The sequence below is a fragment of the Streptomyces cadmiisoli genome (assembly GCF_003261055.1).
Lineage (GTDB): Bacteria > Actinomycetota > Actinomycetes > Streptomycetales > Streptomycetaceae > Streptomyces > Streptomyces cadmiisoli.
In genome coordinates this window covers 8,780,284-8,802,926 of sequence record NZ_CP030073.1, presented here as the reverse complement: position 1 = coordinate 8,802,926, position 22,643 = coordinate 8,780,284, and the positions used below count along the sequence as shown (strand labels likewise).

The 22,643-nt window shown below is 67.1% G+C and carries 20 protein-coding genes and 2 pseudogenes; 11 read left to right on the top strand and 11 right to left on the bottom strand.

Annotated features, from left to right (window positions below):
• The first annotated feature begins 232 nt into the window (after window positions 1-232).
• Window positions 233-1,471 (top strand): DNA topoisomerase subunit B, encoded by a 1,239-nt coding sequence (locus DN051_RS38675; protein WP_112441551.1) that lies wholly within the window; start codon window positions 233-235, stop codon window positions 1,469-1,471.
• A gap of 323 nt (window positions 1,472-1,794) precedes the next feature.
• On the opposite strand, the gene DN051_RS38670 is transcribed toward DN051_RS38675, so the two are convergent.
• From DN051_RS38670 to DN051_RS38660, 3 genes are all read right to left on the bottom strand, one after another.
• Window positions 1,795-2,508 carry a formylglycine-generating enzyme family protein gene (locus DN051_RS38670; RefSeq protein ID WP_199314810.1) on the bottom strand — a complete coding sequence of 238 codons (714 nt, stop codon included), beginning with the start codon at window positions 2,506-2,508 and terminating at the stop codon, window positions 1,795-1,797.
• Between the two features lie 513 nt (window positions 2,509-3,021).
• On the bottom strand, window positions 3,022-4,602 hold the full coding sequence (locus DN051_RS38665; RefSeq protein WP_112437672.1) for an IS1182 family transposase: 1,581 nt from the start codon (window positions 4,600-4,602) through the stop codon (window positions 3,022-3,024).
• Between the two features lie 181 nt (window positions 4,603-4,783).
• Complete coding sequence (locus tag DN051_RS38660; RefSeq protein WP_112441549.1) at window positions 4,784-5,173, bottom strand: hypothetical protein; 390 nt, start codon at window positions 5,171-5,173, stop codon at window positions 4,784-4,786.
• 70 nt (window positions 5,174-5,243) lie between these two features.
• On the opposite strand from DN051_RS38660, the pseudogene DN051_RS47920 reads away from it, so the two are divergent.
• Window positions 5,244-5,798: pseudogene (locus tag DN051_RS47920) on the top strand (hypothetical protein); the annotation flags it as partial.
• Between the two features lie 62 nt (window positions 5,799-5,860).
• Here the strand turns inward: DN051_RS47920 and DN051_RS38650 are convergent.
• The 3 genes from DN051_RS38650 to DN051_RS45345 form a co-directional block, all read right to left on the bottom strand.
• Window positions 5,861-6,157 carry a hypothetical protein gene (locus DN051_RS38650; RefSeq protein WP_112442803.1) on the bottom strand — a complete coding sequence of 99 codons (297 nt, stop codon included), beginning with the start codon at window positions 6,155-6,157 and terminating at the stop codon, window positions 5,861-5,863.
• 489 nt (window positions 6,158-6,646) lie between these two features.
• Window positions 6,647-8,053 (bottom strand): IS1380 family transposase, encoded by a 1,407-nt coding sequence (locus DN051_RS38645; RefSeq protein WP_112441547.1) that lies wholly within the window; start codon window positions 8,051-8,053, stop codon window positions 6,647-6,649.
• Window positions 8,054-8,099: 46 nt separating this feature from the next.
• Window positions 8,100-8,357 (bottom strand): hypothetical protein, encoded by a 258-nt coding sequence (locus tag DN051_RS45345; RefSeq protein ID WP_162625087.1) that lies wholly within the window; start codon window positions 8,355-8,357, stop codon window positions 8,100-8,102.
• 46 nt (window positions 8,358-8,403) lie between these two features.
• On the opposite strand from DN051_RS45345, the gene DN051_RS46810 reads away from it, so the two are divergent.
• From DN051_RS46810 to DN051_RS45340, 3 genes are all read left to right on the top strand, one after another.
• Complete coding sequence (locus tag DN051_RS46810) at window positions 8,404-8,967, top strand: IS701 family transposase (RefSeq protein ID WP_425471703.1); 564 nt, start codon at window positions 8,404-8,406, stop codon at window positions 8,965-8,967.
• Window positions 8,964-9,194, top strand: coding sequence for a hypothetical protein (locus DN051_RS47915; protein ID WP_425471702.1), 231 nt, complete (start codon window positions 8,964-8,966; stop codon window positions 9,192-9,194). The genes DN051_RS46810 and DN051_RS47915 overlap by 4 nt, the downstream gene beginning before the upstream one ends.
• A 176-nt stretch (window positions 9,195-9,370) precedes the next feature.
• A complete protein-coding gene (locus DN051_RS45340) occupies window positions 9,371-9,724 on the top strand; it encodes a hypothetical protein (protein ID WP_162625086.1) in 354 nt (117 codons plus the stop codon).
• A 109-nt stretch (window positions 9,725-9,833) separates the two neighbouring features.
• On the opposite strand, the gene DN051_RS38625 is transcribed toward DN051_RS45340, so the two are convergent.
• The 3 genes and pseudogenes from DN051_RS38625 to DN051_RS38615 all read right to left on the bottom strand — a co-directional run bounded on the left by DN051_RS38625 (window position 9,834) and on the right by DN051_RS38615 (window position 11,441).
• Window positions 9,834-10,193, bottom strand: a complete 360-nt coding sequence (locus DN051_RS38625) for a hypothetical protein (protein ID WP_162625085.1) — start codon at window positions 10,191-10,193, stop codon at window positions 9,834-9,836.
• Between the two features lie 468 nt (window positions 10,194-10,661).
• Window positions 10,662-10,883: pseudogene (locus DN051_RS38620) on the bottom strand (transposase); the annotation flags it as partial.
• A 105-nt stretch (window positions 10,884-10,988) separates the two neighbouring features.
• Window positions 10,989-11,441 (bottom strand): hypothetical protein, encoded by a 453-nt coding sequence (locus tag DN051_RS38615; protein WP_112441541.1) that lies wholly within the window; start codon window positions 11,439-11,441, stop codon window positions 10,989-10,991.
• Window positions 11,442-12,286: 845 nt separating this feature from the next.
• On the opposite strand from DN051_RS38615, the gene DN051_RS45335 reads away from it, so the two are divergent.
• Window positions 12,287-13,108 carry a hypothetical protein gene (locus DN051_RS45335; protein WP_162625084.1) on the top strand — a complete coding sequence of 274 codons (822 nt, stop codon included), beginning with the start codon at window positions 12,287-12,289 and terminating at the stop codon, window positions 13,106-13,108.
• A 550-nt stretch (window positions 13,109-13,658) separates the two neighbouring features.
• Window positions 13,659-14,507 carry an endonuclease/exonuclease/phosphatase family protein gene (locus tag DN051_RS38610; protein WP_053760435.1) on the top strand — a complete coding sequence of 283 codons (849 nt, stop codon included), beginning with the start codon at window positions 13,659-13,661 and terminating at the stop codon, window positions 14,505-14,507.
• 364 nt (window positions 14,508-14,871) lie between these two features.
• On the opposite strand, the gene DN051_RS38605 is transcribed toward DN051_RS38610, so the two are convergent.
• A complete protein-coding gene (locus DN051_RS38605; protein WP_112441539.1) occupies window positions 14,872-16,749 on the bottom strand; it encodes a right-handed parallel beta-helix repeat-containing protein in 1,878 nt (625 codons plus the stop codon).
• 352 nt (window positions 16,750-17,101) lie between these two features.
• On the opposite strand from DN051_RS38605, the gene DN051_RS38600 reads away from it, so the two are divergent.
• Complete coding sequence (locus tag DN051_RS38600) at window positions 17,102-18,289, top strand: GntR family transcriptional regulator (protein WP_112441537.1); 1,188 nt, start codon at window positions 17,102-17,104, stop codon at window positions 18,287-18,289.
• Between the two features lie 16 nt (window positions 18,290-18,305).
• On the opposite strand, the gene DN051_RS38595 is transcribed toward DN051_RS38600, so the two are convergent.
• Window positions 18,306-19,115, bottom strand: coding sequence for an IclR family transcriptional regulator (locus DN051_RS38595; RefSeq protein ID WP_112441535.1), 810 nt, complete (start codon window positions 19,113-19,115; stop codon window positions 18,306-18,308).
• 184 nt (window positions 19,116-19,299) lie between these two features.
• On the opposite strand from DN051_RS38595, the gene DN051_RS38590 reads away from it, so the two are divergent.
• From DN051_RS38590 to DN051_RS38580, 3 genes are all read left to right on the top strand, one after another.
• Window positions 19,300-20,151 (top strand): fumarylacetoacetate hydrolase family protein, encoded by an 852-nt coding sequence (locus tag DN051_RS38590; RefSeq protein ID WP_053760431.1) that lies wholly within the window; start codon window positions 19,300-19,302, stop codon window positions 20,149-20,151.
• 199 nt (window positions 20,152-20,350) lie between these two features.
• The gene (locus DN051_RS38585) at window positions 20,351-21,625 is read left to right on the top strand and encodes a mandelate racemase/muconate lactonizing enzyme family protein (RefSeq protein WP_112441533.1); all 1,275 of its coding nucleotides are present in this window, start codon (window positions 20,351-20,353) and stop codon (window positions 21,623-21,625) included.
• The gene (locus DN051_RS38580) at window positions 21,622-22,641 is read left to right on the top strand and encodes a hydroxyacid dehydrogenase (protein ID WP_112441531.1); all 1,020 of its coding nucleotides are present in this window, start codon (window positions 21,622-21,624) and stop codon (window positions 22,639-22,641) included. The genes DN051_RS38585 and DN051_RS38580 overlap by 4 nt, the downstream gene beginning before the upstream one ends.
• The last annotated feature ends 2 nt before the right edge of the window (window positions 22,642-22,643 follow it).

Genomic DNA, 22,643 nt, shown 5'->3' with positions numbered 1-22,643 from the left:
ACGAGGACGAGACGGAGCCTTGGAGTCTCCCCGCGAGCTGAACTGCCAGCCGGGGAGTGGCGCCGCACAGGGGCGGGCCCGACCGAAGCCGAAATTCATGCCCTCAGGGCCGTTGGAAACCATGGTGTACACGCGCTCCATGGGCCCGCGACCGCACTCCGGCGACCATTCGCGACGCCTGGGTCGAACGCCCTCGGGCAGTCGCTCACACACCCGCCCACACCATCCCAAGATGGCTCTGAACTGGTGTTTTCCAGGGATTCGCCTAGCCTGGAACTCTCTGCTGAACACCATCGGAGGGGACATGGTGAGCGAGGGATTCACCGGGTACGACGCCAGCCACATCCAAGTACTGGAGGGGCTGGATGCCTTTCGAAAGCGGCCCGGGATGTGCATCGGCTCGACCAGTGAACGCGGCTTGCGCCAGATGGTGTTCGAGGTCGCGGACCTGGCGGTGAACGAGCTCCTGGCCGGCCATGCCACTTCTGTTGACATCACCCTCACATCCGACGGCGGGGTGTGTGTCACCAATGACGGGCTGGGCCTGCCCATCGACGAGGCGGAGGGCGCCGGCGGTCCCGGGCTCGAAGCCTTGCTGACCCATATGCGCCCCTGGTCGGCACTCCACAGACGCCACGAAGTGCCGCTCAGCTTCTGTGGTGTGGGGCCTGTCGTCGTCAATGCTCTGTCGCGGCGGATGACGGCAGAGGTGCGGCGCGAGGGAGTCCGCTGGGTCCAGGAGTACGAGCGCGGCGAGGCCGTCATCCCTCTCAGTGAGGCGGGGCCAGCGACCGGGAGCGGTACAACCATTGCCTTCTGGCCCGACGCCGACATCTTCGGAACCGCGGAGTGCTCGTTCGAGGGACTGGCGGAGCGCTTCAGAGAATTGGCCTTCCTGAACCAGGGCTTGGACGTTTCGCTGACCGACCGGCGCCGCCCGGGTGAGTCCCGTTCGGCGCGGTTCCGATTCCCGGGCGGGGTGCGGGACTTCGTCGTCCATCTCGACGGCGACAGGGTGACGCCCACCCTGATGGACACCGTCGCCGTCGAGCGCGAGGACCCGCGGATGGCTGGGGTGATGGAGGTCGCCTTCCGTTGGTGTGGCTCCCGCGAGGAGCGGGTCCGGAGCTTCGCCAACAGCCGGCCTACCGACGAGGGGACGCACACGGCGGGCTTCCGAGACGGGGTGGCGGCCGCAGTCACGGCTTACGCTCGGGAGCACGGGCTGCTGACAGCATCAGACCCCGACCTTGGCGCCGATCGGATCGGCCAGGGCCTCACAGCGGTCGTCTCGGTGAAACTGGACCGTCCCGAGTTCCAGGGCTCCACGAGCGGTGTGCTGGGCAACTCCGAAGTACGCGACTGCGTCGGCCAGGCCGTCCCGCAATACCTTGGCGGGTGGCTGAAGAAACACCCGGAGCAGGCCGCAGCCGTCATCAACCAGGTCGTCCAGGATGCCCGCCGGGACTGACCAGGAACGAACCACCCTGCCGGTTCCCCGGGAAGCGGGACGGGCAGGGTGGTCGGCAGCGCACGCACGCTCGATCAGGCATCAGAACCCTTACCCGCCTGGCAGGGAGGACGCGCGATTCTTCGCTACGAATGTGATCGCCCGCGCCGTACCGGCACACCCTGCATCCTGATCCTCCAGGAGAGTGCCGGGGGCGTCAGGGTTCAGCAGGCTCATGCGGTAGCAGTCGCGGAAGTTTTCCCGCATTGAGCACCTTGTGCCGGCCCCGTCCCCCGGCGGCCAGCGCCCCTCACTCAGCGCGGCGCATTCCATACTTTCGTTCGTCACAACGTACTGGCCTGGTCCGGTCCATTGGCCGTGTGCTCTGCATGCCCCTGCCCGGTTGGCACAGGTGCAACCGGGCGGACGGCGGTGAAGTCCTGGAACTCGTAGCGGGTGGCGGAGAGCAACAGCAGCCACTCGTCGCAGCCCTGCCACGGATACAGGTCGCCGGCCCCTCCGCGCACCACCCGCGGTCCGTCCCCGGTGCGCGGGCGTGCGTCCACCGGCGCGTCCATGAAATGCGGGATCCACTCGTCAGCACAGATTTCGTTTGCCGACCCCATCGCCGCCAGCCCGAAGGCGTTCTCAGCCGCGGCAGTGCGCTCCTCGTCGGCAAAGTCGTCCAGCACCTGGTCCTCGTCCGGCCTCTCATCCCCGTGGAAGGTCAGGGTTGTCGTACCTGCCCGGGCCGCATACTCCCACTCCGCCTCGCTGGGCAGCCGGAACGGCAACGTCCCAAGCAGGCCATCCAAGTCAGTCTCGAACCGGGCCGTGCTCGAAGCCGAGTCGGCGAAACCATCCTCGTACTCGGGCAGCCAGTGCCGTACTTGCGTCACCGTCAGCGGATGCCGGGCGATCAGGAACGGCTCGACCCGTACTTCTCGCACCGGCCGGGCCCGAACAGCCCCGGCAAAGAACGCTTCGAGGTCGTCATCAGCGCCGTCGGCCCGCTCGATGGCACGAACTGCGTCCAGTTCCGCGTCGGACAAGCCCATCCGGAACGTCCCACCGGGAACAGCCCGGAAGATCACACCGGAGGGGGTGTGCCGCCAAGCTGGTCGGCCGGCCACAATCTCTCGAGCCCACATGGTGCGGGACGCTAGCAGTCGGGCATCCGGGCTGAAGGAGGGGATCGAGGAATGGGGCGTGGCCAACTGATCTCCTCCTGGAAGCCGCTGCTCGGCATCACTACCGCACAAGATCGAGCGGGGAGCAGCAGCGAACCACCGTGAAGGCAGTCGAGCCCAGAAGGAACGCGTGCCATACGTTCGCCCAGTTCAGCGCTCGAAGCGGCCACGAATGACCGCCGCTGCCCAAGTTGATGTTCGCCACCGCGCCCCGCGCTCCTTCTCGGACCACTGCGTGTTGGCACCGTGACGCGCGTCCTGCTGCGGGTGGCAGGTCGGCGTCCCCAGCAAGACCCAGGCCAAGAAGAAGTAGTGCGCCTAGAAGGCTGCTGAAAATCTTGTTGTGGGGCTGTCCGGCCGTAGGCCGGGCGGCCCTTTTCGCTATGCGGTGGCAGGGGCGAGGTGCCAGGTGGTGTTGGTGCGGGTGAGTCCGAGGGTGATCAGTCGGCGGAGGTTGAGAGCGGCGGCGCGGTGGTGGAGCCAGATGTTGTTGGCGATGACGCCTCGGTAGGGAACCCGGCGGTTGCCCTTGGCGACGAGCCAGGCGATGGCGCGTTCGACAGGTGGCCGCCATCGGCGGTATTCGTCCTGCCAGCCGACGTCGGTGGCGGCCTGTGACCGGGCGGCGGCCAGCAGCTCGTAGTGGGGGTGGACGTTGAGGGTGCGTCCGGTCTTGGAGGTGGTGCAGCGCTCTCGCAGGGGACAGCCGGTGCATGCGCGCTTGAACTGGGCGGTGCGGGCGCTGCCTGCCTTGATCTGGCCGAGGTTGGCGGTGTGTCCGGCCGGGCAGGTTGCGGTGCCGGCGGCCTGGTCGATACGGAAATCATCGATGGTGTAGCCACCGGGGACGGCCTGCCGCAGCGGTGGCGGCTTGATCACCAGGGTGTGGCCGTCGGCCTGCAGTTGTGCGCGCAGGTCCCCGGTGCCGTAGGCAGAGTCGCCGAGCACGGTTAACTCGCCGTCCTCCCCCTCCAGAAGTTCGCAGGCGACGGCGGCCTCGTGATTGTCGGGACCGTAGCCGCTGGTCAGGGCGACGGCCGTGAACAGGCCGGTCTCCGGCTCGAAAGACGCATGCCCTTTAAAGCCGTCCTGGTGACGGGTGCGGTTCTTGTGGATGTGCCGTGTGTCGGGGTCGACGGTGGACACCGCCCGGTCCGCCACCGTGCGCTTCGCGATACGCCAGCGGCCATCGCGCCCGTCGGAGTCCTCGGCGGGTTCCACGTCCTGGCCGGCGACCAGGGCCAGCAGGCCGACCGCGTTCGCCGCCTTCTCGCCCAGGTTCTGCTCGGGCAGGCGCCCGAGCAGGTTGAGGGCGTCGGTGACCAGCGCGTCGGCCAGCGCGGCGCGGGCCGACTCGTCGTCCCAGGCGATCCTCGGCTTGCCCGGGTCGGTGTAGTCGTGCGCCCGGCAGTGCCCCGCGGCCACCTCCTCCGCGCCGGGAACCTCGCGGATCACCCGGCGGATCGCGGAGATGATCTGGGTGACGGTGTCCTGGGTGGCCACCGCGTCATCGAGCACGGTGGAGTCCAGCGCCCGCCGCTGCCTGCCCTTGAGCACACCGGTCGCGGCCACGACCTCTTTGACCTTGGTGAAGATCCGCATCGGATCGGCCGAATGACGCAGCCGACGCCGGAAGTACGTCAGCAGCGACGGATCGAACGCCATGTCGTACAGCCCGAGCCCGCAAGCGGCCTTCCACCGCAGGTCACACCGCAGTTCCTGGACCGTCTCGAAATCCGACAGCCCCTGCAGGCTCTGCAACACCACCGTCGCGGCCAGCACCTGCGGCGGCAGACTCGGCCGCCCGTTGGACGAGGGATACATGTCCGCGAACATCGACGGCGGGAACAGCGCCTCGCGATGTTCGGCCAGGAACGCGAACACACTCCCGGCCGGGATCAACTCCCGGCAGGTCTCCCACACATCCGGCCCGACCAACTCCCCAGCCCATTCCCCCTGCATGCTCACAAGACTGGCCCCAACTCCACCGAGCCGGGGCCAGAACCCGAGATTTTCAGCAGCCTTCTAGATGATCAATTCCAAGGGATGACTGCGGAGGGTGCGGGGTGGGCGGGGCCGAAGCCACCGCGAGACGGTCAGGCGGCGGGCTGCCGGCCCTGGTTGTCGAGGCGGCAGCGGGTGGTCAGGCGTCAGCGTCGACTTCGGGGTGCGTGAACCGCACGGGCTTGCCCAGCGACCGGGCGTAGGCGATCTCGGCTCGGGTGCTGTCTCCGATGTAGTCGCCGACTACGAGCACCTCGTCAGCGAGCCGGATCTTCGCCCGGTGCAGATCGTCGAGTCCAACCTTCAGTGCCTCGGCCTCGACTGGATCGGCCCAAAGTTCGTGCTGCGACTTCATGTCACAGCCCGGTTTGACGACAACCTTTCCGGCTTTGGTCTCCCGCAGATCGGCCTCGTTCATCTCGGTCATGAAGCGGGTGGAGCCGCAGATCACGACGATAGGCGGGAGGCTCAACAGCTTCTTCGCGTCGGCGAGCTTCTCGTCGGGGGTGAGCAGCGGCGGGTATGACACTGGTTCCTCCTGGTGGTGTCGTCCAAGGGGTGTCTGCGGAGACGAGAACGAGGGTGTCCAAGATCGTTTTGTGACGAACGACGTGGACACCCTCGCGACAGCACCCTATGCGACGACCCGAACGACATGCTGAAGGAGCATCCCCCCGGCGCCGTGGTGCCCGCCGGTCGGCATTACGCCCCGCCTGAGCGATGCCGCACTGGTCACCCTCGCCACAATCAGGCCATACTCGGCTACGCCTCCGAGGCGAAGTGGCTCCGCCATGCCCGTGCCCACCTGCACCACCTCTTCCCCTACCTGCCCCAGCAGCCCGGCTACAACAAGCGGCCGCGCAAGGCCGCCGATCTGATACGAAGCGTCAACCGGATCCTGGCCACCACCCCTTCGGTGTGGAGCCACAACGAGCTTCCGCGAGGGGCGCCCCCGACAGACTCTCATCGGCGACAAGAACCACTTCGGCCGTGGTTTCGAATGCGAACTAGCCAAGCATGGAGTCCAGTTGCTGCAGGCTGCCCTTCAACGGGAACGGCCTGGCGCAGGCCTGTTCAAGCCGCTGCGACAGGTCATCGAATCGATCAACGAGACCCTCAAGGAACAGCTTCACCTCGAAAGGCACCGAGGCCGCATCGCCTACGATCACTGATCCCTTGGACTAGATCATCTAGCGGTTAGAGCCTGTCATCTGGATCAGGTCGTGGGACGGCGGCGAGCGCCGAGCCAGTGGACACCCTTCGCAGCGTAGACGGCAGCCATGAGCGCGAAGCCGGCGACGGTGAGCCAGAACCAAGATTCCGCCACTGCGAAACTCAGCAGCAGCCCGCCGAGGAGCAGCAGAGAGCCGACGACGTCCAGCAGATCAAGGCGCGCGTTCAAGCGCACCGACGGATCGGATCCGCGCAGTCGCCGGATTACGGGAACGAGGCCGAGGGCCTGCAAGACGGCCAGACCGAGAACGATCCAGACCAACCAGCCAGGTATGTCCACGGCGCGCACTGTATCGCGCCCCGGGACTCTTGAGTGTCTAATACTCCAGCTGTAGATCGTGATCTTGCTAGCCCGGTACCAGGCCTCGGGCCGAACTGATCCCCGTCTCGATTGGTCCGGCCCGATGCGCTTGGTGCCTCAGCTGAAGTGGTCAGTGGAGGGGCTGATGGTGCTGTCCATGCCGTAGAAGCGGCCCTGATCACACGGGGCATCGATCTCGGCGTTGTCTTCTTCGCTCAGTTGCTCGTCCAGCGCGACACTGATGACGTGTCGTGCTCGGGACAGGCGCCGGGCGACATCCCAGTCGACGATGAACTTACCGATGGTGTGCTCGCCTCCGTGTTTCGGTTCGGGTCGGCTGAGCTGGGTGAACGCCCGTGCCGGAGGTCGTGGGGCTGCTGTTGGATGGTGGGCATGCCGCAGGCCCGGCGCGATGGCCGGGTGCTCCTGGGTCCTCGGGTCGTGGGTGGTCAGTGGCGGTCTTGTCTGTCACGTGGCCGGTCGGGGCAGTGCGACGAGGCGGCTGAACGCGGCGGTCAGCTCGTGGCGCCAGGGCCAGGTAGTGGTGATCCGTAGCCGTAGGCGACGGGCTCCGCCCGTGATCCGGGCTGCGGCGTGCAGGAGCCGGTAGCGGAGCTTCTTGGGCTCGGCGGTGGCCAACTCGCCGTCCAGTAGCAGGGTTCGCGTCCAGGCCAGCAGGTCGACCGCGGTCAGGGACAGCTCCAGCCAGACCTGGTTGATCGCGAAGTGGCGGGAGGGGAAGCGACCGAAGCCGGTGGTCTTGCCGCAGCGGATGTGGTCCTCGACCCGGGCGTGGGCACGGTGGCGGACCTCCAGGTGCTGGATCGAGCCGCTGCCTGCGACGGGCGAGTCGGTGAGGAAGACCTGGTGGCGCATGCCTTCGTCCTGGTCGAAGAGGGACAGCTGGGCGCCGGGGTGGGGACGCTCGCGGCGGACGATGATGCGGGTGCCGTCCGGGTATCCGGTGAGGTCGACCAGGCCGGTCAGCTCGGCGACCTCGGCACTGGCGCGCAAGGCACCGTCTTGTTCCAGCGCGGGGTGCCAGACGTGCTCGGGCAGGGCCCGGATCGCGCGACGGACTGGCTCGGTGACGGGATACCCGACGGAGAAGAAGGTGTGGATCCCGCGTTCCCGCAGGGCCCGGATGTGAGCGAGGAAGGCTTTGGCGCTGCCCGCGCTGTCGGCGCGGATGAGGACTGGGGTGCCGTGGCGGTGAGCGTCGGGGATCTGTGCGAGGGCCTGGTCGAGGAGGGCGACGTGGTCGGCTGCGGTGTTCGCTCCGGCGTTGCCCGGTCGCAGGAGACCTGCCAGGGCCTCGCCGGTGTTGTCCAGGAAGCAGAGCAGTGGGTGGTAGCCGAAGCCGCGTTTGTAGGTGGCGGCGGCCTGTTCCTTCTCGGAGTGGCAGGTGACCAGGGTGGCGTCGATGTCCAGGACCAGGCCGGGCAGTTCACGGCCTCCGGCCTGCGAGGCGGGTATGGCGTGTCCAGTCTCGTCTGCTTGCAGCCAGGCGACCTCGCGGGCCCTGGCCCGAGCTGCCCGCAGGGCGTTCAGAGTCGCGGTGTCGATGCCTGCCAGTACCCGCCAGGCGGTCGGAGTGGAGGCGACGGGGCCGAACACGTCGCGCTGGTCGCGCAGCACGGCCAGGTCGGCGATCGCCTCGCCGCCGTCGGCGAGCATCACCGCGAGGTCCACCGCGACGCGGCCGGGGTCGTGCCCGGTGCCACGAGGCCGCAGTCGGCACAGAGCGTCGGAGAAAGCGCTGGTCAGTGCGGTGGCGTCGGCCAGATCCGCGAGTAGACGCGAGCCGGCATGGCTGACCACCCCGTGCCCGTCGGCGCTGACGACGAGCTTGGGGCGTGACCGGGTAGTGTGCACGCAGAAAGTGCCTTCCCGCTGGAACGATCGAGACCCTAGACAAGCCTCATCGTTGCAGCTCAGAAGGCACTTTCGCTTTTCCGATCATGATCCGGACGCAACCCCAGATGAAACGCGCAGGCTCGTGGGCAGTTCCGAATGCGATGCGGGATCCGAGCTGGTCGAGGGAAACCACGAACTCGTTCAGGTCCTGCAGGACTGCAACGACCGCATTCAGGGGTATGCGGATCTCTCGGGAGGACATGTGCACCGGCCGACTCAACTCCAGAGCTGGCACTTCGACCCCGACCGTGATCCTGCTCATCAGGGCCGGTCTGGGAACGGGTGCAGCCACCGGTGATCATCGGTGCGTGAAGACAGAAGATCAGACGGTCGCCGCAGGTCACAGCATAGATCCTGCCCGGTGGCAGGAGACGTTCCAGGTCCTGATGGGCCGTATCGCGGGACGGTTCGCCCGGGTGGAACCACGGCGGCGGGCAGGGGCGTTCGTGCTCGGCTTGTTGTCGGACCTGCCGCGCAAGAACTGCTGGCCGCTCGCCGAACATGCCGGGAACGCGACCCCGGACGGACTGCAGCATCTGCTGTCGAGGGCCAAATGGGACGCCGACGCCGTACGCGACGACATCCGTGGCTTCGTCGTCGAGGAACTGCACGACGCCACAGCAGTCCTGGTCGTCGACGAGACCGGTGATCTCAAGAAGGGCCCGCCACGGTGGGCGTGCAGCGTCAGTACGCGGGCACCGCCGGACGCATCGAGAACAGCCAGGTTTGCTGTTTATCTCGCCTACTCCACCCGGCGGGGCCATGCGGCGATCGACCGGGAACTGTACGTTCCGCGCTCCTGGACCGAGGACCCGGCCCGCTGCCGGGATGCCGGGATGCCGGGATGCCCGACACTGTCGGCTTCACGATGAAACCTGCACTCGCCACACGTATGATCGGCTGCGCCCTGGACGCCGGTGTTCCCGCTTCCTGGGTCGCCGGCGATGAGGTCTGCGGGGCAATCCGCACCTGCGAACCGAGCTGGAGAGACGCGATCGGCTACGTCCTCGCCGTCGCCCGCGACCACCAGATCACCACCCGTGCGGGCAAGCTCCGGGCTGACACCCTGGTCAAAAAGCTGCCGAAGCGAGCCTGGTAAAAGCTCTCCGCCGGCGCCGGAGCCAAGGGCCACCGCTTCTACGACTGGGCTTTGGCCAACTTCGCCGACGACCGGCCCGGTCACCACCACCTGCTCGTCCGCCGCAGGGCCGGCGCACCGGCGAACTCGCCTTCTTCCGCTGTTACTCAGCAATCCGGGTTCCGCTGTCCACCCTGGTGCGGGTTGCCGGACGCAGATGGACGATCGAGGAGATCTTCCCGTCCGGCAAAGGCCTGGCCCGACCGGACGAACACCGGGTCAGACGCTGGACATCCCGGCACCGCTGGGTCACCCTCGCGATGCTCGCCCATGCCTTCCTCACGATCGTCCGTGCCGACGAACACGCCCGCGACCCCAGGCCCGACGGACTGATATCGCTCACCTGCAACGAGATCCAGCGCCTGTTCATTGCGCTCGTCGTCCAACACGTCCACGATACGGCCCACCGGCTCGACTGGTCCCACTGGCGACGCCGCCACCAGGCCCGATCCCAGGACAGCCACCACCAGCGACAAGCCACCCAGGCATGAAAGATCGCGAACTACAGCTGGAATACTAATTGACAACTCGAACCGTCAAGGTCTGTAGTCACGCGCGAACGGCCAGGCGCCTGCGCACCTGGCCGTTCGACAGCCGCCGTCAGGCGCTTTGCCAGCCGGAAGTACGCCCGCCCCGCCAGACAACTTCGATCTGAGTGAGTACAGTGCCGGTCGGCGCGACGAACTCATAACAGCTGTTGCCGGCCCCATCATTGTCGGCAACGTCGTAGATCTTGCCGCCGGTGACCTTGAAGCGGCCGTAGACCCCCACACCGTCCGCTTTCTCGTCGCATACCACCCCCGTCTTGTGGTCGTACGACGACCAGATCGACCCGAGCAGCTCTCCGTCCGCGTCCTTGACGAAGGCGGAGCCGTAGTGGGCCGCCGCGGGCGTCGCAACGGCGAGCACGCCGGCTGCCGAGGCAGCAGCAACGGTAAGGAATGAGGTGGTTCTTCTCAACGTGATCTCCCTCGTGACGGGTCGTCTTCAGGGCGTCTTCCAGCCGGAACTGCGCGGTGGATCGCTCCGCAAGACTGCTTCGAACGCGGTGATGTACTTACCGCTCGGCGCGGTGAACCCGGGGCAGATGCCCCCCTCGCCATCGGAATCGGCAACGTCGTAGATGTCGCCCCCGGTGACCTTGAAGCGCCCGTAGACGCCCATACCGTCGTCATCCTTGTCGCAGACATGCCCATGCTGGTGGCCGTTGTAGACCGTGACCTGCGCGGCCGTCACCAAACCGCCCCACGTGTAGACATAGGCACTGGCTTGATGGGCCGCTGCGGGCGTCGCGAAAGTCAGCATGCCGGCGATCGTGGCACTGGCGACGCCCAAGACTGGGATGGCTTTTCTCAAGGTGATCCCCTCGTGAATGTTCAAGTCGCTGTGATTCAGGTCACGTGCGTTGGAATGCTGGCATGTACCGCACAAGGCGTCAATAGCAAGATCGAACAGGTCGTCACGGACCGCATCGGTGTCCCACTTCGCGCGGTGCAGCATGTGCTCCATGCCGTCCGGGCTGGCGTCGCCTGCGCGTTCGGCCAGGGTCCAGCAGTTCTTGCGCGGCAGGTCCGACAGCAACCCAAGTACCAACCGCCGTACTCGTCGCCGCGGTTCGACCCTGGTGAACCGGCCTGTTATCCGGCTCATCAGACCCTCGAACGCTTCTTGCCATCGGGCCTGTACTGCGCTGGCCTCCGAGGCCGCCGGGTGATCATTGGATGTCCACGCAACACCCAATGATCACCGGCAACCTCACCTGGTTGGACGCCACCGAAACCAATAGTCGAGCCCCTCAACCTGGTAGCGGGCACCGGCGGTGAACCGCCGCTCGCCCACTAGCCGACGCGAGTCGTCCGGTGGCTGGCGGTGCGGGGTCAGTAGCAGTGTCAATTCGTCGTACCGAGCATCGATTCCCCCGTGGCTCGGATGACTCTCAAGCGTGACCGTCCCGGCCTCACGGCGCTGGTTCCACCGGGCGAAGATCGCCCACTGTTCGCGCACCCACTGCACCGCGGCCTCGCTGGCGGGCCAGACACGGTACTCGTCAGCCTCGTCGCCGAGGTATTGGCCATAGCCGTCGAAGCAGTGGGGTTTCCCGCCGATGTCAGCAAGGCCGACTCGCGGTCCGTCGTACCACTCCAACTCGGCGTACACGCACTCGAAGCCGTCCGCGATCAGCTGCGCTTCGTCCCAAGTCTCAGCCACACACGCAGGCTACCGACGGGCGACCTTCACACCCGTGATCACGATCTACGGCTGGAGTACTAACGGCGTCAGAACGCAGACGAACAACGGCGAACAAGCGCGTACGTCTGCGGACCATCAACATAGATGGGAACCACAGCATCCCAAGGATCCGTCTCACTCCAAATTGCTTCGGGACGAAGAGGCCATAACCCAGAGCCACTTCACCGCTTCCGCCAGCGCGGTTCAATCAGACGGACGTTGCCAGACAGCGCGACAGAGACCCGCTGATGGGTTTCGCCGGCACACCGCGCCCTGATCGGTCGGCGCATCCGCCACTGTGGCGGAGTTCCGCTTGCCAACGAACAAATGTCAACCCATAGACCTCCAAGTTTCCGCGACAGTGCAGGCCGCGATGGGGCGCCGGAGAGGGTGTTGAGCCACTGACGTGCCAGATGCTACGGGGGCTTGGCTGTGGACTGGGGGAAGCACGTGCATAGTTCAGTGGCAGGCCAGCAGTATCCGCCGCCGAAAACCAGGCTTCCCAATCTCAGGACACAAGCCGGCCGCATCCTCCGAAGATCCCCTGCTGGCACCCCTGTGCCTGAGTACCGGGGGGGGGAAGTATGGCACTCTCCGGCCCACGTGTGCGCAATCAGTACCACTTTCGCACCAAGGATCAATGAACCGGTTGCCGCTACGCCGCCCGCTCCGATAAAACACAGAGCACGCATTTCACTTTCCTGTTCATCACCGGCGACAGTGACATGCTCAGTGGCGGTAAGGGCGGTGTGCCATAAGGCTACCCCGCTCAATGGTTGCGAACGCGTGCACACCGGGGTGGCCCGGAGGGGGTGCCAGAGAAAATGGCAACAGGCAAGAGTGGCAAATGGTTTGCTGGCGTGTCTGTCCTCGCCATCGTGTTACTGCTCCTTCTGGTGAGATCGTGTGGTGAGGATTGCGAGGACAAGGAGTCAGCAATCCCGGAGATGGCAGCCACCGTTACAGTCACGGCCACGCCGAGCCCCATCGGGAGCCAGGTCGGCGAACTCGTGGACACGGCCCTCACACGAGTGAAGCAGACAGGCCTGAGCGGGGCAGCCCACGATGCCAGCGAGCTGGACGAGACCCCAAGTGCCGACTGGCGAGTGTGCTTCGAGAGAGTGACCCTGAGCAAAGTTGAGTTCGCGGCCGTGACGCCTGGAGCCCCGTGCCCGAAGAAGGACGGCAAGCCCATCCCGTGGCCTGAGATGCCCACCGTGGAAGGCATCACCTACGGCAAGGCTGTGGAGATGTTGGGGACCGATGGCGGTCCCGTTGTCCTTGAGGCGGCCTATCAGGACGAGTACGGCTACGACCGAGACAACAAGTTTGGTGACTTCGCCGACTGGAAGGTCTGCTTCCAGAGCATCGAAGCTGGACAAGCACTTAAGTACCGACCCGAGATCACACTCCACGCAGTCGAAAAGGGCCAAGTCTGCCCACCGACCAAGGGATTGTACAAGGATCCCACCAAGAATCCCGAGTATCTAGATCCTGCCCCTGACTCCGACATCGGATCGTCCGACGATGACCGAAGCAGCAACGAGGGAAACACCGGCGAAGAATCCGACTCCTCCCCAGGCGAAAAGGGCGGATGTCCTCCCGGCGGCTGCTACAACCCATGCCCGCCCGGTGGCTGCCGGTGAGCCAAAAGGGCACCCGCCGACTCACCCTGGATTCAGTCGTGCTCGACACCCAGCTGTCGTGCTCGACACCCAGCTGCTGTGCGGCAAGTAGGGGCGGCAGGCCCGCCTCCTACTAGGGCAGCGCCAAGACGCCAAATGGCAGAGTATCCCGGAGAGGGAGCAGCTCCCCACGCCAACACCATTGGCCACACCGACGCCTGCCCAAGCCCGCGCGACGACGAAGCCGCGTTCAGGCCCGTGTCTCTTGAGCCTGATGTCTGCCGCGCCCGCGAATCACCGACAGCCCGGTGAACGCGTACGGGATACCCGTCGCTCGGGCGGGTGGAGCGAGCCATCGAACCGGACCGCGGTATCGACCCAGCGGGCCAAGGGAACAGTCACCGAACGACTGGTCTCGGCCAGGCGTATGCGAGCCCCGAGGGTCGGGATCGGCCTGCCGACTCCCCGCCGTTGCCGGCGGGGCTACGTGTCTTCACATTGCAGTCGACGGCACGTCAGCGGACCGGGTCATGATCGGGATTGTTGGTGAACTTGTACCAGGAGGCCCTTCATGTTCCGCCGGACCCTGTCCGTACTCGCCGCTGTCGTCGCCCTCGCCGCCGCCGGATCCGCCAGTCCTGCCTCGGCAGAGGAGATCTCCGCCAACGGGGTCCCCGGCCCCCGCGTGCTGGACGTCATGACGTTCAACATCCACCACGCTCAGGGCACCGACGACGTCCTGGACCTGCGGCGCGTCGCGGATGTCATCCGCCGCAGCGGCGCCGACGTGGTCGGCCTCCAGGAGGTCGACAAGCACTACTCCGCGCGCAGCGACTGGGCGGACCAGCCCGCCGAGTTGGCGGCTCTGCTCGGCTACCACGTGGTCTTCGGCGCCAACATCGACAACGTCCCGCCGACGCCCGGCGGTCACCGCGTTCAGTACGGCACCGCGATCCTGTCGCGGTACCCGATCACCGCCTCCGACAACACCTGGCTGTACAAGTCGCCGGGCCAGGAGCAGCGCGGTCTGCTGCACGCCACGCTCGACGTCCACGGCAAGAATGTGGAGGTCTACAACACCCACCTGGCCGCCAGCTCGCAGACCGACCGCCTTCAGCAGACTGCGCAGATCGTGGACCTGATCGGCGAGAAGAAGCCCGGGATCCTCGTGGGTGACTTCAACGCGCTGCCCGCCGCCCCTGAGTCGCAGCCGTTGCAGGAGGCGTACACCGACGCGTGGGCCAAGTCGGTGCACGGTCGCGGCGATGGTGCGACGTACCCGGCCGAGGCCCCCACCGAGCGAATCGACCTCATCTATGCGACCCGTAAGGTGACGCCGCTTGTCACCCGCGTCATCACGAGCAACCCGACGGCCTCCGACCACCTTCCGCTGCTCAGCAAGGTCCTCGTCGCGCCCTGAGTGACGGTCACAGGAGTGGCCTGGCTGCCGGCTGCCCTCGGCAGACCAGTCCGCAACAAGGCCAGGGATAAGGCGATCAAGAATCTGGAGGCACCACTCATGAGGGACCTCCCAGATCGAGCCGACCCTGGTGGAGGCAGGCTGGAACGCACCGGACCGGAGGACAGGCCTGCGAGGCCCGTCCCGGAGTCGCCGTGCTGCGGTGGCGTCCTTCACCGGCGGTGGTCCGAAGCCGTGCCGTCGTTCACCGGGAGCAGGTTGTGGGCACGGCCGAGGTGATGACCGCGCCGACAGCATCCGCTGCCGGCCGGCGCAGCGCCGAGTGGCGCTGCGCCGGCAAGGCCACGGCCTTGTCAGTCGCTCCTCACTGGGTGTCGCCGTCCGGCAGGGGGTAGGGGAAGTCGTCGGTGACGCCGATCTTGTCGTACTCCATGCGCGACGGGTCGAAGTCGGCTTCCCAGTTGCCGTTCTCAACGGTGTTGCACTGGTAGCTCTGGTAGGACTGGTCGGTTGTCTTCCCGACCTCGATGTCCTCGAAGCTGAAGCCGCAGCCGCCGGCGTCCATGTGCACACCCCGTGTTCCGCTGTCCGGCATCGAGGCGTCCGGGATCACGTCGCCGATGACGACCTGGCGCACATGGTTGTCGACGGTGTGCGGTTCGACGTTGCTGACGCCGTACGTGTAGAAGGCGCCCATGTCACCGCTGTCCAGACCGGCTTCCTCGATGCGCAAGTACTCGAAGGTGTTGCCTCGGGCGTAGTTGTCCTTGGGTGCCACCTCGGGGCGCACCTCGAGACTGACGCCGTAGCGGGCGCTGTGCTTGATGTGGCTGTGGCTGACGGTGTTGTGCCCCGTGTTCATCAACTCGATGCCGGAGGCGTCGCCGGGGACCAGCTCGCCGTAATGGGTGATGTAGTTGTTCGTCAGCAGGTGGCCGTTCGAGGTGTTGCCCTCTCCGGGATAGGGACCCTCGACCTTGATTCCGTCGCCGCCGATGTTCTCCAGGAGACTGTCACGGACCGTCAGTCCGTCGTTGGCGAACAGGGCGTAGACGGCGTGGTAGCCGGTGTCGGACATGCGCAGCCGGGACAGGGTGATGTCCTCGCTGTTGGTCACGGTGACGGCGCCGAAGCGGTTGCGCGGCAGCTCTATCTGGCGATCGTACTCGGGGTACTTGTGCGGGTAGCCCGAGTCACCGTCGCTGATCCACCCGGATCGGTACCAGTCGACGAAGTCGGTGTACTGCAGGGTGAGTCCGTCAAGGGTGATGCCCTCCACCCGTCGGCTCGGGTCGGCCCCGGCGAGGTTGAAGAGTGTTTTGACCGTGGGGCGCAGCACCGTGACGTCGTCGATGTCACCGCGTGGCTTGTAGTAGAGCTGGCCCGCCTTGAAGTCCATGTAGTACTCGCCTGCCTGGTCCAGGAAGTCCAGGGAGTTCTGCAGGAAGTAGCGGGAGCCGCCGCGGGAGTTGATCAGGGCGTAGCGGGTCCAGTACTTGAGCGTCATCTGGTTCTTCGGCTGGTTCCAGTCCCGGATCGGGACTGTGTCGGTGAACCAGCTCCAGCTGCCGCCCGACCAGATCATCACCTGTGCGTTGCTGAGGTCCCAGTCGAGGTCCCACTCACCGGGGTTGGAGTACAGCCATTGGCGTACGGCTTCCTTCTCGGGCTCTTTGAGCACGGATGTCATGTAGGGGGACCATTTGTCGTCGGCGGCGCGGTTGGGGTAGCGGGCGGTGGTGGCCCGTTTGCCGTCCTCGAAGAGGGTGTAGAAGGGCTGGTCGGTGCCGACGTCGGCCCGGTAGATGCCGTCCTTGTACTCCTTCCAGCCGGTGACGGCTTCGGCGCCTGTCACCCGGGCCTTGCCCGGGCCGTCGTACGAGCGGTAGACGACTCGGTGTCCCTGGGTTCCGGAGTCGCGGTCGTCGAGGTCGACGGTGCGCTTGACCGGGTAGTCGCCGGCGCGCAGGTTGACGTGGATGTCGCAGCGCATGCGGCCGGACTGGTTCAGACCTTTGTCACGTATGTGGTCACGGGCTCGTTCGATGGTTTTGAAGGGGCTGCTCTTGCTCCCCTTGCCTCTGTCGTTTCCGCCGGGTGCGACGAAGAGTTCGGTGGCCTTGCAGCCGGCCGCACTTGCTTTCGCGTCCGGGACCTCCAGCACCGCGCCGGTGACCAGCAGGGTGCCGACTGCCAGCAGCAGTGGCAGTTTGGGCTTTCGTCGTGCAGGGAGAAATGGCACGAGGCCTCCTCGTCACGTGAAAGGTGATATCGCGTCTTCGGGATGGGACGGCTGGACGGGGTGCACACGTCCGGGCTGGTGTGACACGACCGCCTCGGTGGTGCGGGTCCGCTGCGGCCGGCCGGTCGTCGCCTGCGGCGGCCGGGCCACTGGTCTCGCGCCGGAGGGAGCCCGAGCTCGCCATCCATGCCGTCGACCGCGCTCTAGTGGGTCACTGATCGAGCAACGCCAATTAATGGCCTTGCGCCGGGGCGCCGTCAACACACTGGTTGGAGCGATAAGTTGATGGGCTCGCGAGCACCATCGAGGTCTTCACGAGTCATAAGTCCATGAATTCAATGGAGGCGGGATCATGGCCGTTCCGGATCCACCGGCGTTTCCGCAGCTGAGCGAAGCGGACCGGGCGGCACTCACAGGCTTCGCCGAGCAACCCCCCGGAGCCATGCGGTTGCGCAGCCGTATCGTCCTGGCATGTGCCGAAGGGCTGGACGACGCGGAGATCGCGCAGCAGCTCCGGGTGCGCCCCGCCACAGTGGCGAAGTGGCGTGAACGGTTTCTGAGCCGGGGCGTGCCCGGGCTCAGGGACGCTCCTCGTTCAGGGCGGCCGCGCAGCGGCCACCGGCAGCGAGCGGAGGCGCATATCGCCGCGCTGCTCGAACGGGTCGGCGACGGCGGGCCGGTGCCGTCCACACGCGCTCTGGCGGGCACGCTGGACATGTCGCAGTCCACGGTTGCCCGGATCTGGCGCGAGCAGCAGGCGAGGCGTCCGGGCCCACCGTTGGCGCATAAGCGCCGGAGCGGTCCGAAGTCGGGGCAGCAGGAGGGCAAGCCCGTACCTGGAACGGCTCGCATGCCACGTCAGCTGCTCTCCGACCACGTCTACGCGCAGCTGCGCGGATGGATCATGAACGGTCGGCTCGAACCTGGCCGACGTCTCGTGGAGTCGGAGATCGCCCGCCGGTTCGGCACGAGCCAGGCCCCGCCACGTGAAGCCCTCAAGCGCCTGGCGCATGAGGGCCTGGTGGTCTCCCAGCCGCATCGTGGCACCTACGTGGCCCGGATCCCCGAACGGCAGGCGCAGGATGTGCGGGACATCCGGGTGATGTTCGAGCAGTACGCGGCGGGCCGGGTGGCCGGGTCCCTGAAGGCTGAGCATGCGCGTCTGCTGGCCGACGACGTGAATCGGCTGCGCCGTGCGGCGGCCCAGGGCGACATCGGGGCGCTCCGGGACGCCGACATGTCCTTCCACCGGCACGTGTGCGAGGCCACCGGGAACGCGGCCCTGATCCGGCTGTGGCGCTTGATCGAGTCCAGCCTGTGGGAGCTGCACGTACTGGGCGACCCGCGCTTCGTCGGCGGCTGGACCGAGGTGGCGGAGCACCATGCCGAACTGTTGGACGTCCTGCGGTCCGGCACACCCGACATCGCCGGGCCGATGTTCGCCGACCATGCCGCGGGCGAGGTGTTCCGCTACCTTTCGGCGGGCCCCGGGTCTTCGCCCCCCAGCGCTGATGGGGGCCGCCTCACCGGAGAGGCGTGAGGCAGGCTCTCGCCTTTCACGCGTCCACGTCGCCGGTGAGCCGTTCGCCCTTGCCGGCCATCCGCCACACGACGGCCCGGATCAGGGCGGCGACGGCGGCCATCCGGTCAGGCGTCGCCTGGGACTTGAGCAGTGACGAACTGACGGCGAAGGGACGGCCACCCGTCGCCGGTCCGGGTACGGCCACCGCCACACAGACGATACCCTCGGCGGTTTCCTGATCGTCGATCGCGTAGCCGACCGTACGAGCGCGGCGCAGTTCGGTGAGCACCGCGTCGAGGGTGGTGAGCGACCAGGACGTGCGTGCCTCGAAAGGCTCACGGCCCGCCAGCAGCGCGCGCACCTCGTCCTCGGGTATGCCCGCCAGCATCGCTTTGCCCAGGGCCGTGCAGGTGGCCGGCAGCCGGGCCCCGGCCTTGCTGGTCGGGCGTATCAGGACGCTGCCCTCGTGCACGGCGAGATAGACCACGTCCGCGCCTTCCAGGGTCGCCAGTTGGAGGGTTTCCTCCCGGTCGCCGAGCCGGCCCACCTCCTCCCTGAAGGCGCGCACGGGATCCAGTGCGTCGAGGTAGGCCTGGGACAGCCGCAGCAGGCCCGGCCCGAGTACGAAGCCGCCCTCCACGGCCCTGACCAGCTCGCACTCCTGGAGTGCCGCGCAGATGTTGACGACGGACGCGCGTGGTATTCCGCCTGCGGCGGCGGCCAGTTGGGCCGGTGTGACAGCGCGGCCGCGGACCCGTGCCAGCGCGTCGAGTACTGCGCCCGCTCTGAGGACGGCCGGTGCCGGTGTGGCGCTGGCCCACACAGATCCTGCTCGATCAGCCATGCTCTCGCCCTTTGAGTGTCAGCCAGTTGACAGATCGGCAGCATATTGACACCTGACGGCCCTGTACACCGATACTGTCCGCGGAATCCACCAAGCCGAACAGGTGTTCGGATCGGTGCGCCGTCCAGCCCGCTTGCCCTTGTCCGATTCAGCCGAGACCGGCCTCCACCGAAAGGTGCGCACCATGCGATTCGTACGACTCGGAGAGCCCGGGCGGGAACGTCCCGCCGTCATCGACGACCACGGCCTCACACGCGACCTGTCCGCCCTTGCGCCCGACATCGACGGCGCGTTCCTCGAAGGAGACGGCATCGCGCGGACGCGGCGCGCGCTGACGGACGGCAGTCTTCCCGTACTCGACGGCAAAGGGCTGAGGTTCGGACCGCCGGTCGCACGACCCGGCGCGGTCATCTGCATCGGGCAGAACTATGCGGCCCACGCCGCCGAGTCCGGCAGCGAGCCGCCCACCCGTCCGGTGATCTTCTTCAAGCCCTCGAACACGGTCGTCGGCCCCTACGACGAGGTGCGGATACCTCGCGGTTCGACGAAGACCGACTGGGAGGTCGAGCTCGCCGTCGTCATCGGGCGGCGGGCGCAGTACCTGGACTCCCCCGAGCAGGCGATCGACCATGTGGCCGGCTACACGGTCTCGAACGACGTGTCCGAGCGCGCCTTCCAGTTGGAGCACTCCGGCGGGCAGTGGTCGAAGGGCAAGTCCGCGGCGACGTTCAACCCGCTGGGCCCGTACCTTGTCCCGGCCGGCGACGTGCCCGACGTGCAGAATCTCCGGCTGCGCTCGTTCGTGAACGGTGAACCGCGCCAGGATTCGAGCACTTCGGACATGATCTTCTCCGTCGCACAGCTCGTGCACGACCTGAGCCAGTACCTCGTCCTGGAACCCGGCGACGTCATCAACACAGGTACCCCGGAAGGCGTGGCGCTGTCAGGGCGCTTTCCGTATCTACGACCTGACGACGTGATGGAAATCGAAGTCGAAGGGCTGGGGCGGCAGCGCCAGGCCCTTGCAGCCGCCTAGTCCACAGCCCCGGAAGTTCACTGCCGACGGACCTCAACTCATCACTTGTATGATACGTTACGACTGCGTTGAGGGGCCGTTACATGCCCCTCCCTGACGTCCTCACCACGCGATTCTCCCGTCACTACGCAGGTACCGGCGCGCTCCCCCACCACTGCCACAGGCACGGGGCGCGAGCGCGCACACAGAGGGGGAGCACTTGAAGATCACGGGATTCCGGACCCTCCGGACGGTGCACCACTGGGGCCGCCCCGTCGGAGACGCCAACGGCGTTGTCGCCGGGGGTATCACGGAGGTCCCGGTGGTGCTCGTCGAGACCGACGGCGGCCTCACCGGCGTCGGTCTCGGTGCGCACGCCGACGCCGAGCGGGTCTTTCCCGCCCTCGAAGGGCAGGATCCGCGTGCTGTCACCGCCTTGTACGACCGGATGCTGGCGCACACCTTCAAGAGCGGTCACAGCGGCGCCGCTTTCGGCGCCATCGGCGCCTTCGACATGGCCCTTTGGGACCTCAAGGCGAAGATGGCCGACGAGCCGCTGTGGCGGACGCTGGGCGCAGGAGACCGCTTCGTGCCCGGCTACGCATCGGGGCTCGACATCGCCCTCGGCGACGAGGAGTTGGCCACCCTCTACTCGAGCTGGGCCGACCGCGGCTTCACCGGCGCCAAGATCAAAGGTGGTCTCGACCCGGACCGCGACATCGCCCGGCTGCACGCGGTCGCGGAGATACTGCGCCGCAACCGCCGCTCCCCCGCCCTGATGCTCGACGTCAACGAGACCTGGGGCAGACACCAGGCTGTCCGGCTGCTCGCCCGTATCGAGGACCATGTCGAACTGGCATGGATCGAGGAACCGGTCCGGCGTTGGGACGTGCCGGGCCATCGGGCGGTCGCCCGAGCCGGGCGCACCCCTGTCGCCTCCGGCGAGAACCTGACCGGGCTCGAGCAGTTCCGTCCCCTGTTGGCCGCCGACGCCCTGCAAGTCGTGCAGACTGCCGGAGTCTGGGGCATCACCCACTTCCTGCGCGTCGCCACACTCGCCCACAGCCACGACCTGCCCGTCAGTCCCGTCGGTTACCACGCCAATCCGCTGGCCCATGCCGCAGCTGCGATCCCCAACCATCTCGTCAGCGAAGTACAGGACACGGGGTCACCGGTGGGTGTCACCGTGGACCAGGTGATCGCGGACGGCGGGATCGTGCTCGGTGACACCCCCGGCCTGGGCATTACGGTCGACGAAGCCGCCCTGGCCGGACTCGACCTCTCCGTCGTCGGCTGGTCTCATCCCGACGGTCCCCACGTGCGGCCGCGAACCGCCGGCCTGCGGCTCGTACCGGAACCTGCGGCGACGAACCAGGGCACCGTGGTCCCGAACCCGGTGGACACCTACCCCTTCCCGGGAGCGCCCGCCGTACCCCGAGGCCTCACGGGCCGTGCTGCCCTCACCGATGACGCAGAGAGGGAGGGCACCCCATGACGCGACCACGTGCCGTCTTCGCCATGAACCCACGGCTGCCCCGCGCCCTCTTCCACGCGGAAACCCTGGCCCGGCTGCGCCGTGCCACCGACATCGACACCGAACTGGTCCTCGACGAACTGGACTCGGCGCCGGCCCGCAAGGCACTGGCCGACGCGGAAATCCTGATCGCGGGCTGGGACGCACCCGTCGTCCGGACCGCTCACCTGGCCGCGCCCTCCCGGCTGCGGGCCGTGATCTACGCGGGCGGCGTGGCCGCAACATGCCTGGAGGACCCAGCGGCCCTCGCCACCAGCGGAGTGGTCGCAGCCAACGCCCGCGCAGCCAACTCCACCCCTGTCGCGGAGTACACGCTGGCAATGATTCTGCTGGCCAACAAGCGGATCCTGTTCGCCCAACACGCCTACCGCACATCCAGGAAGCGGCCCGACCACTTCGCCGCGCCGACAGACCTCGGCAACTACCGGCAGACCGTGGGCGTCGTCGGCGCCTCCACCGTGGGCCGCGCGGTCCTCTCCCTGCTCCGCCCTTTCGACCTGGATGTCCTCCTGTACGACCCGACGCTCAGCCATGAGCAGGCCGGCCGACTCGGCACCCGCCTGGTGCCGCTCGACACCCTCATGGCACGCAGCAGGGTTGTCTCCCTGCACCAGCCCCTCACGCCACAGACACGCCGTCAGATCGGCGCGCGGCAACTGGCACTGATGCCCAACGGAGCCACGCTCATCAACACCGCTCGAGGCGCCGTCGTCGACCAGGACGCCCTGATCAGGGAGCTGCGCACCGGCCGTATCGACGCGGTGCTCGACGTCACGGACCCGGAACCACCGGCGGCGGACAGTGAGTTGTGGACCCTGGACAACGTCGTGCTCACCCCGCATCTGGCCGGCTCCATGGGCGGTGAGCTGCACCGCATCGGGGAAACCGTCACCGATGAGGTGGAGCGCTTCACGGCCGGAAAGCCGTTCGCCCACCCTGAGGACCTGGCGGCTTCCGCACGTAAGAGGGTGCGGTGAGG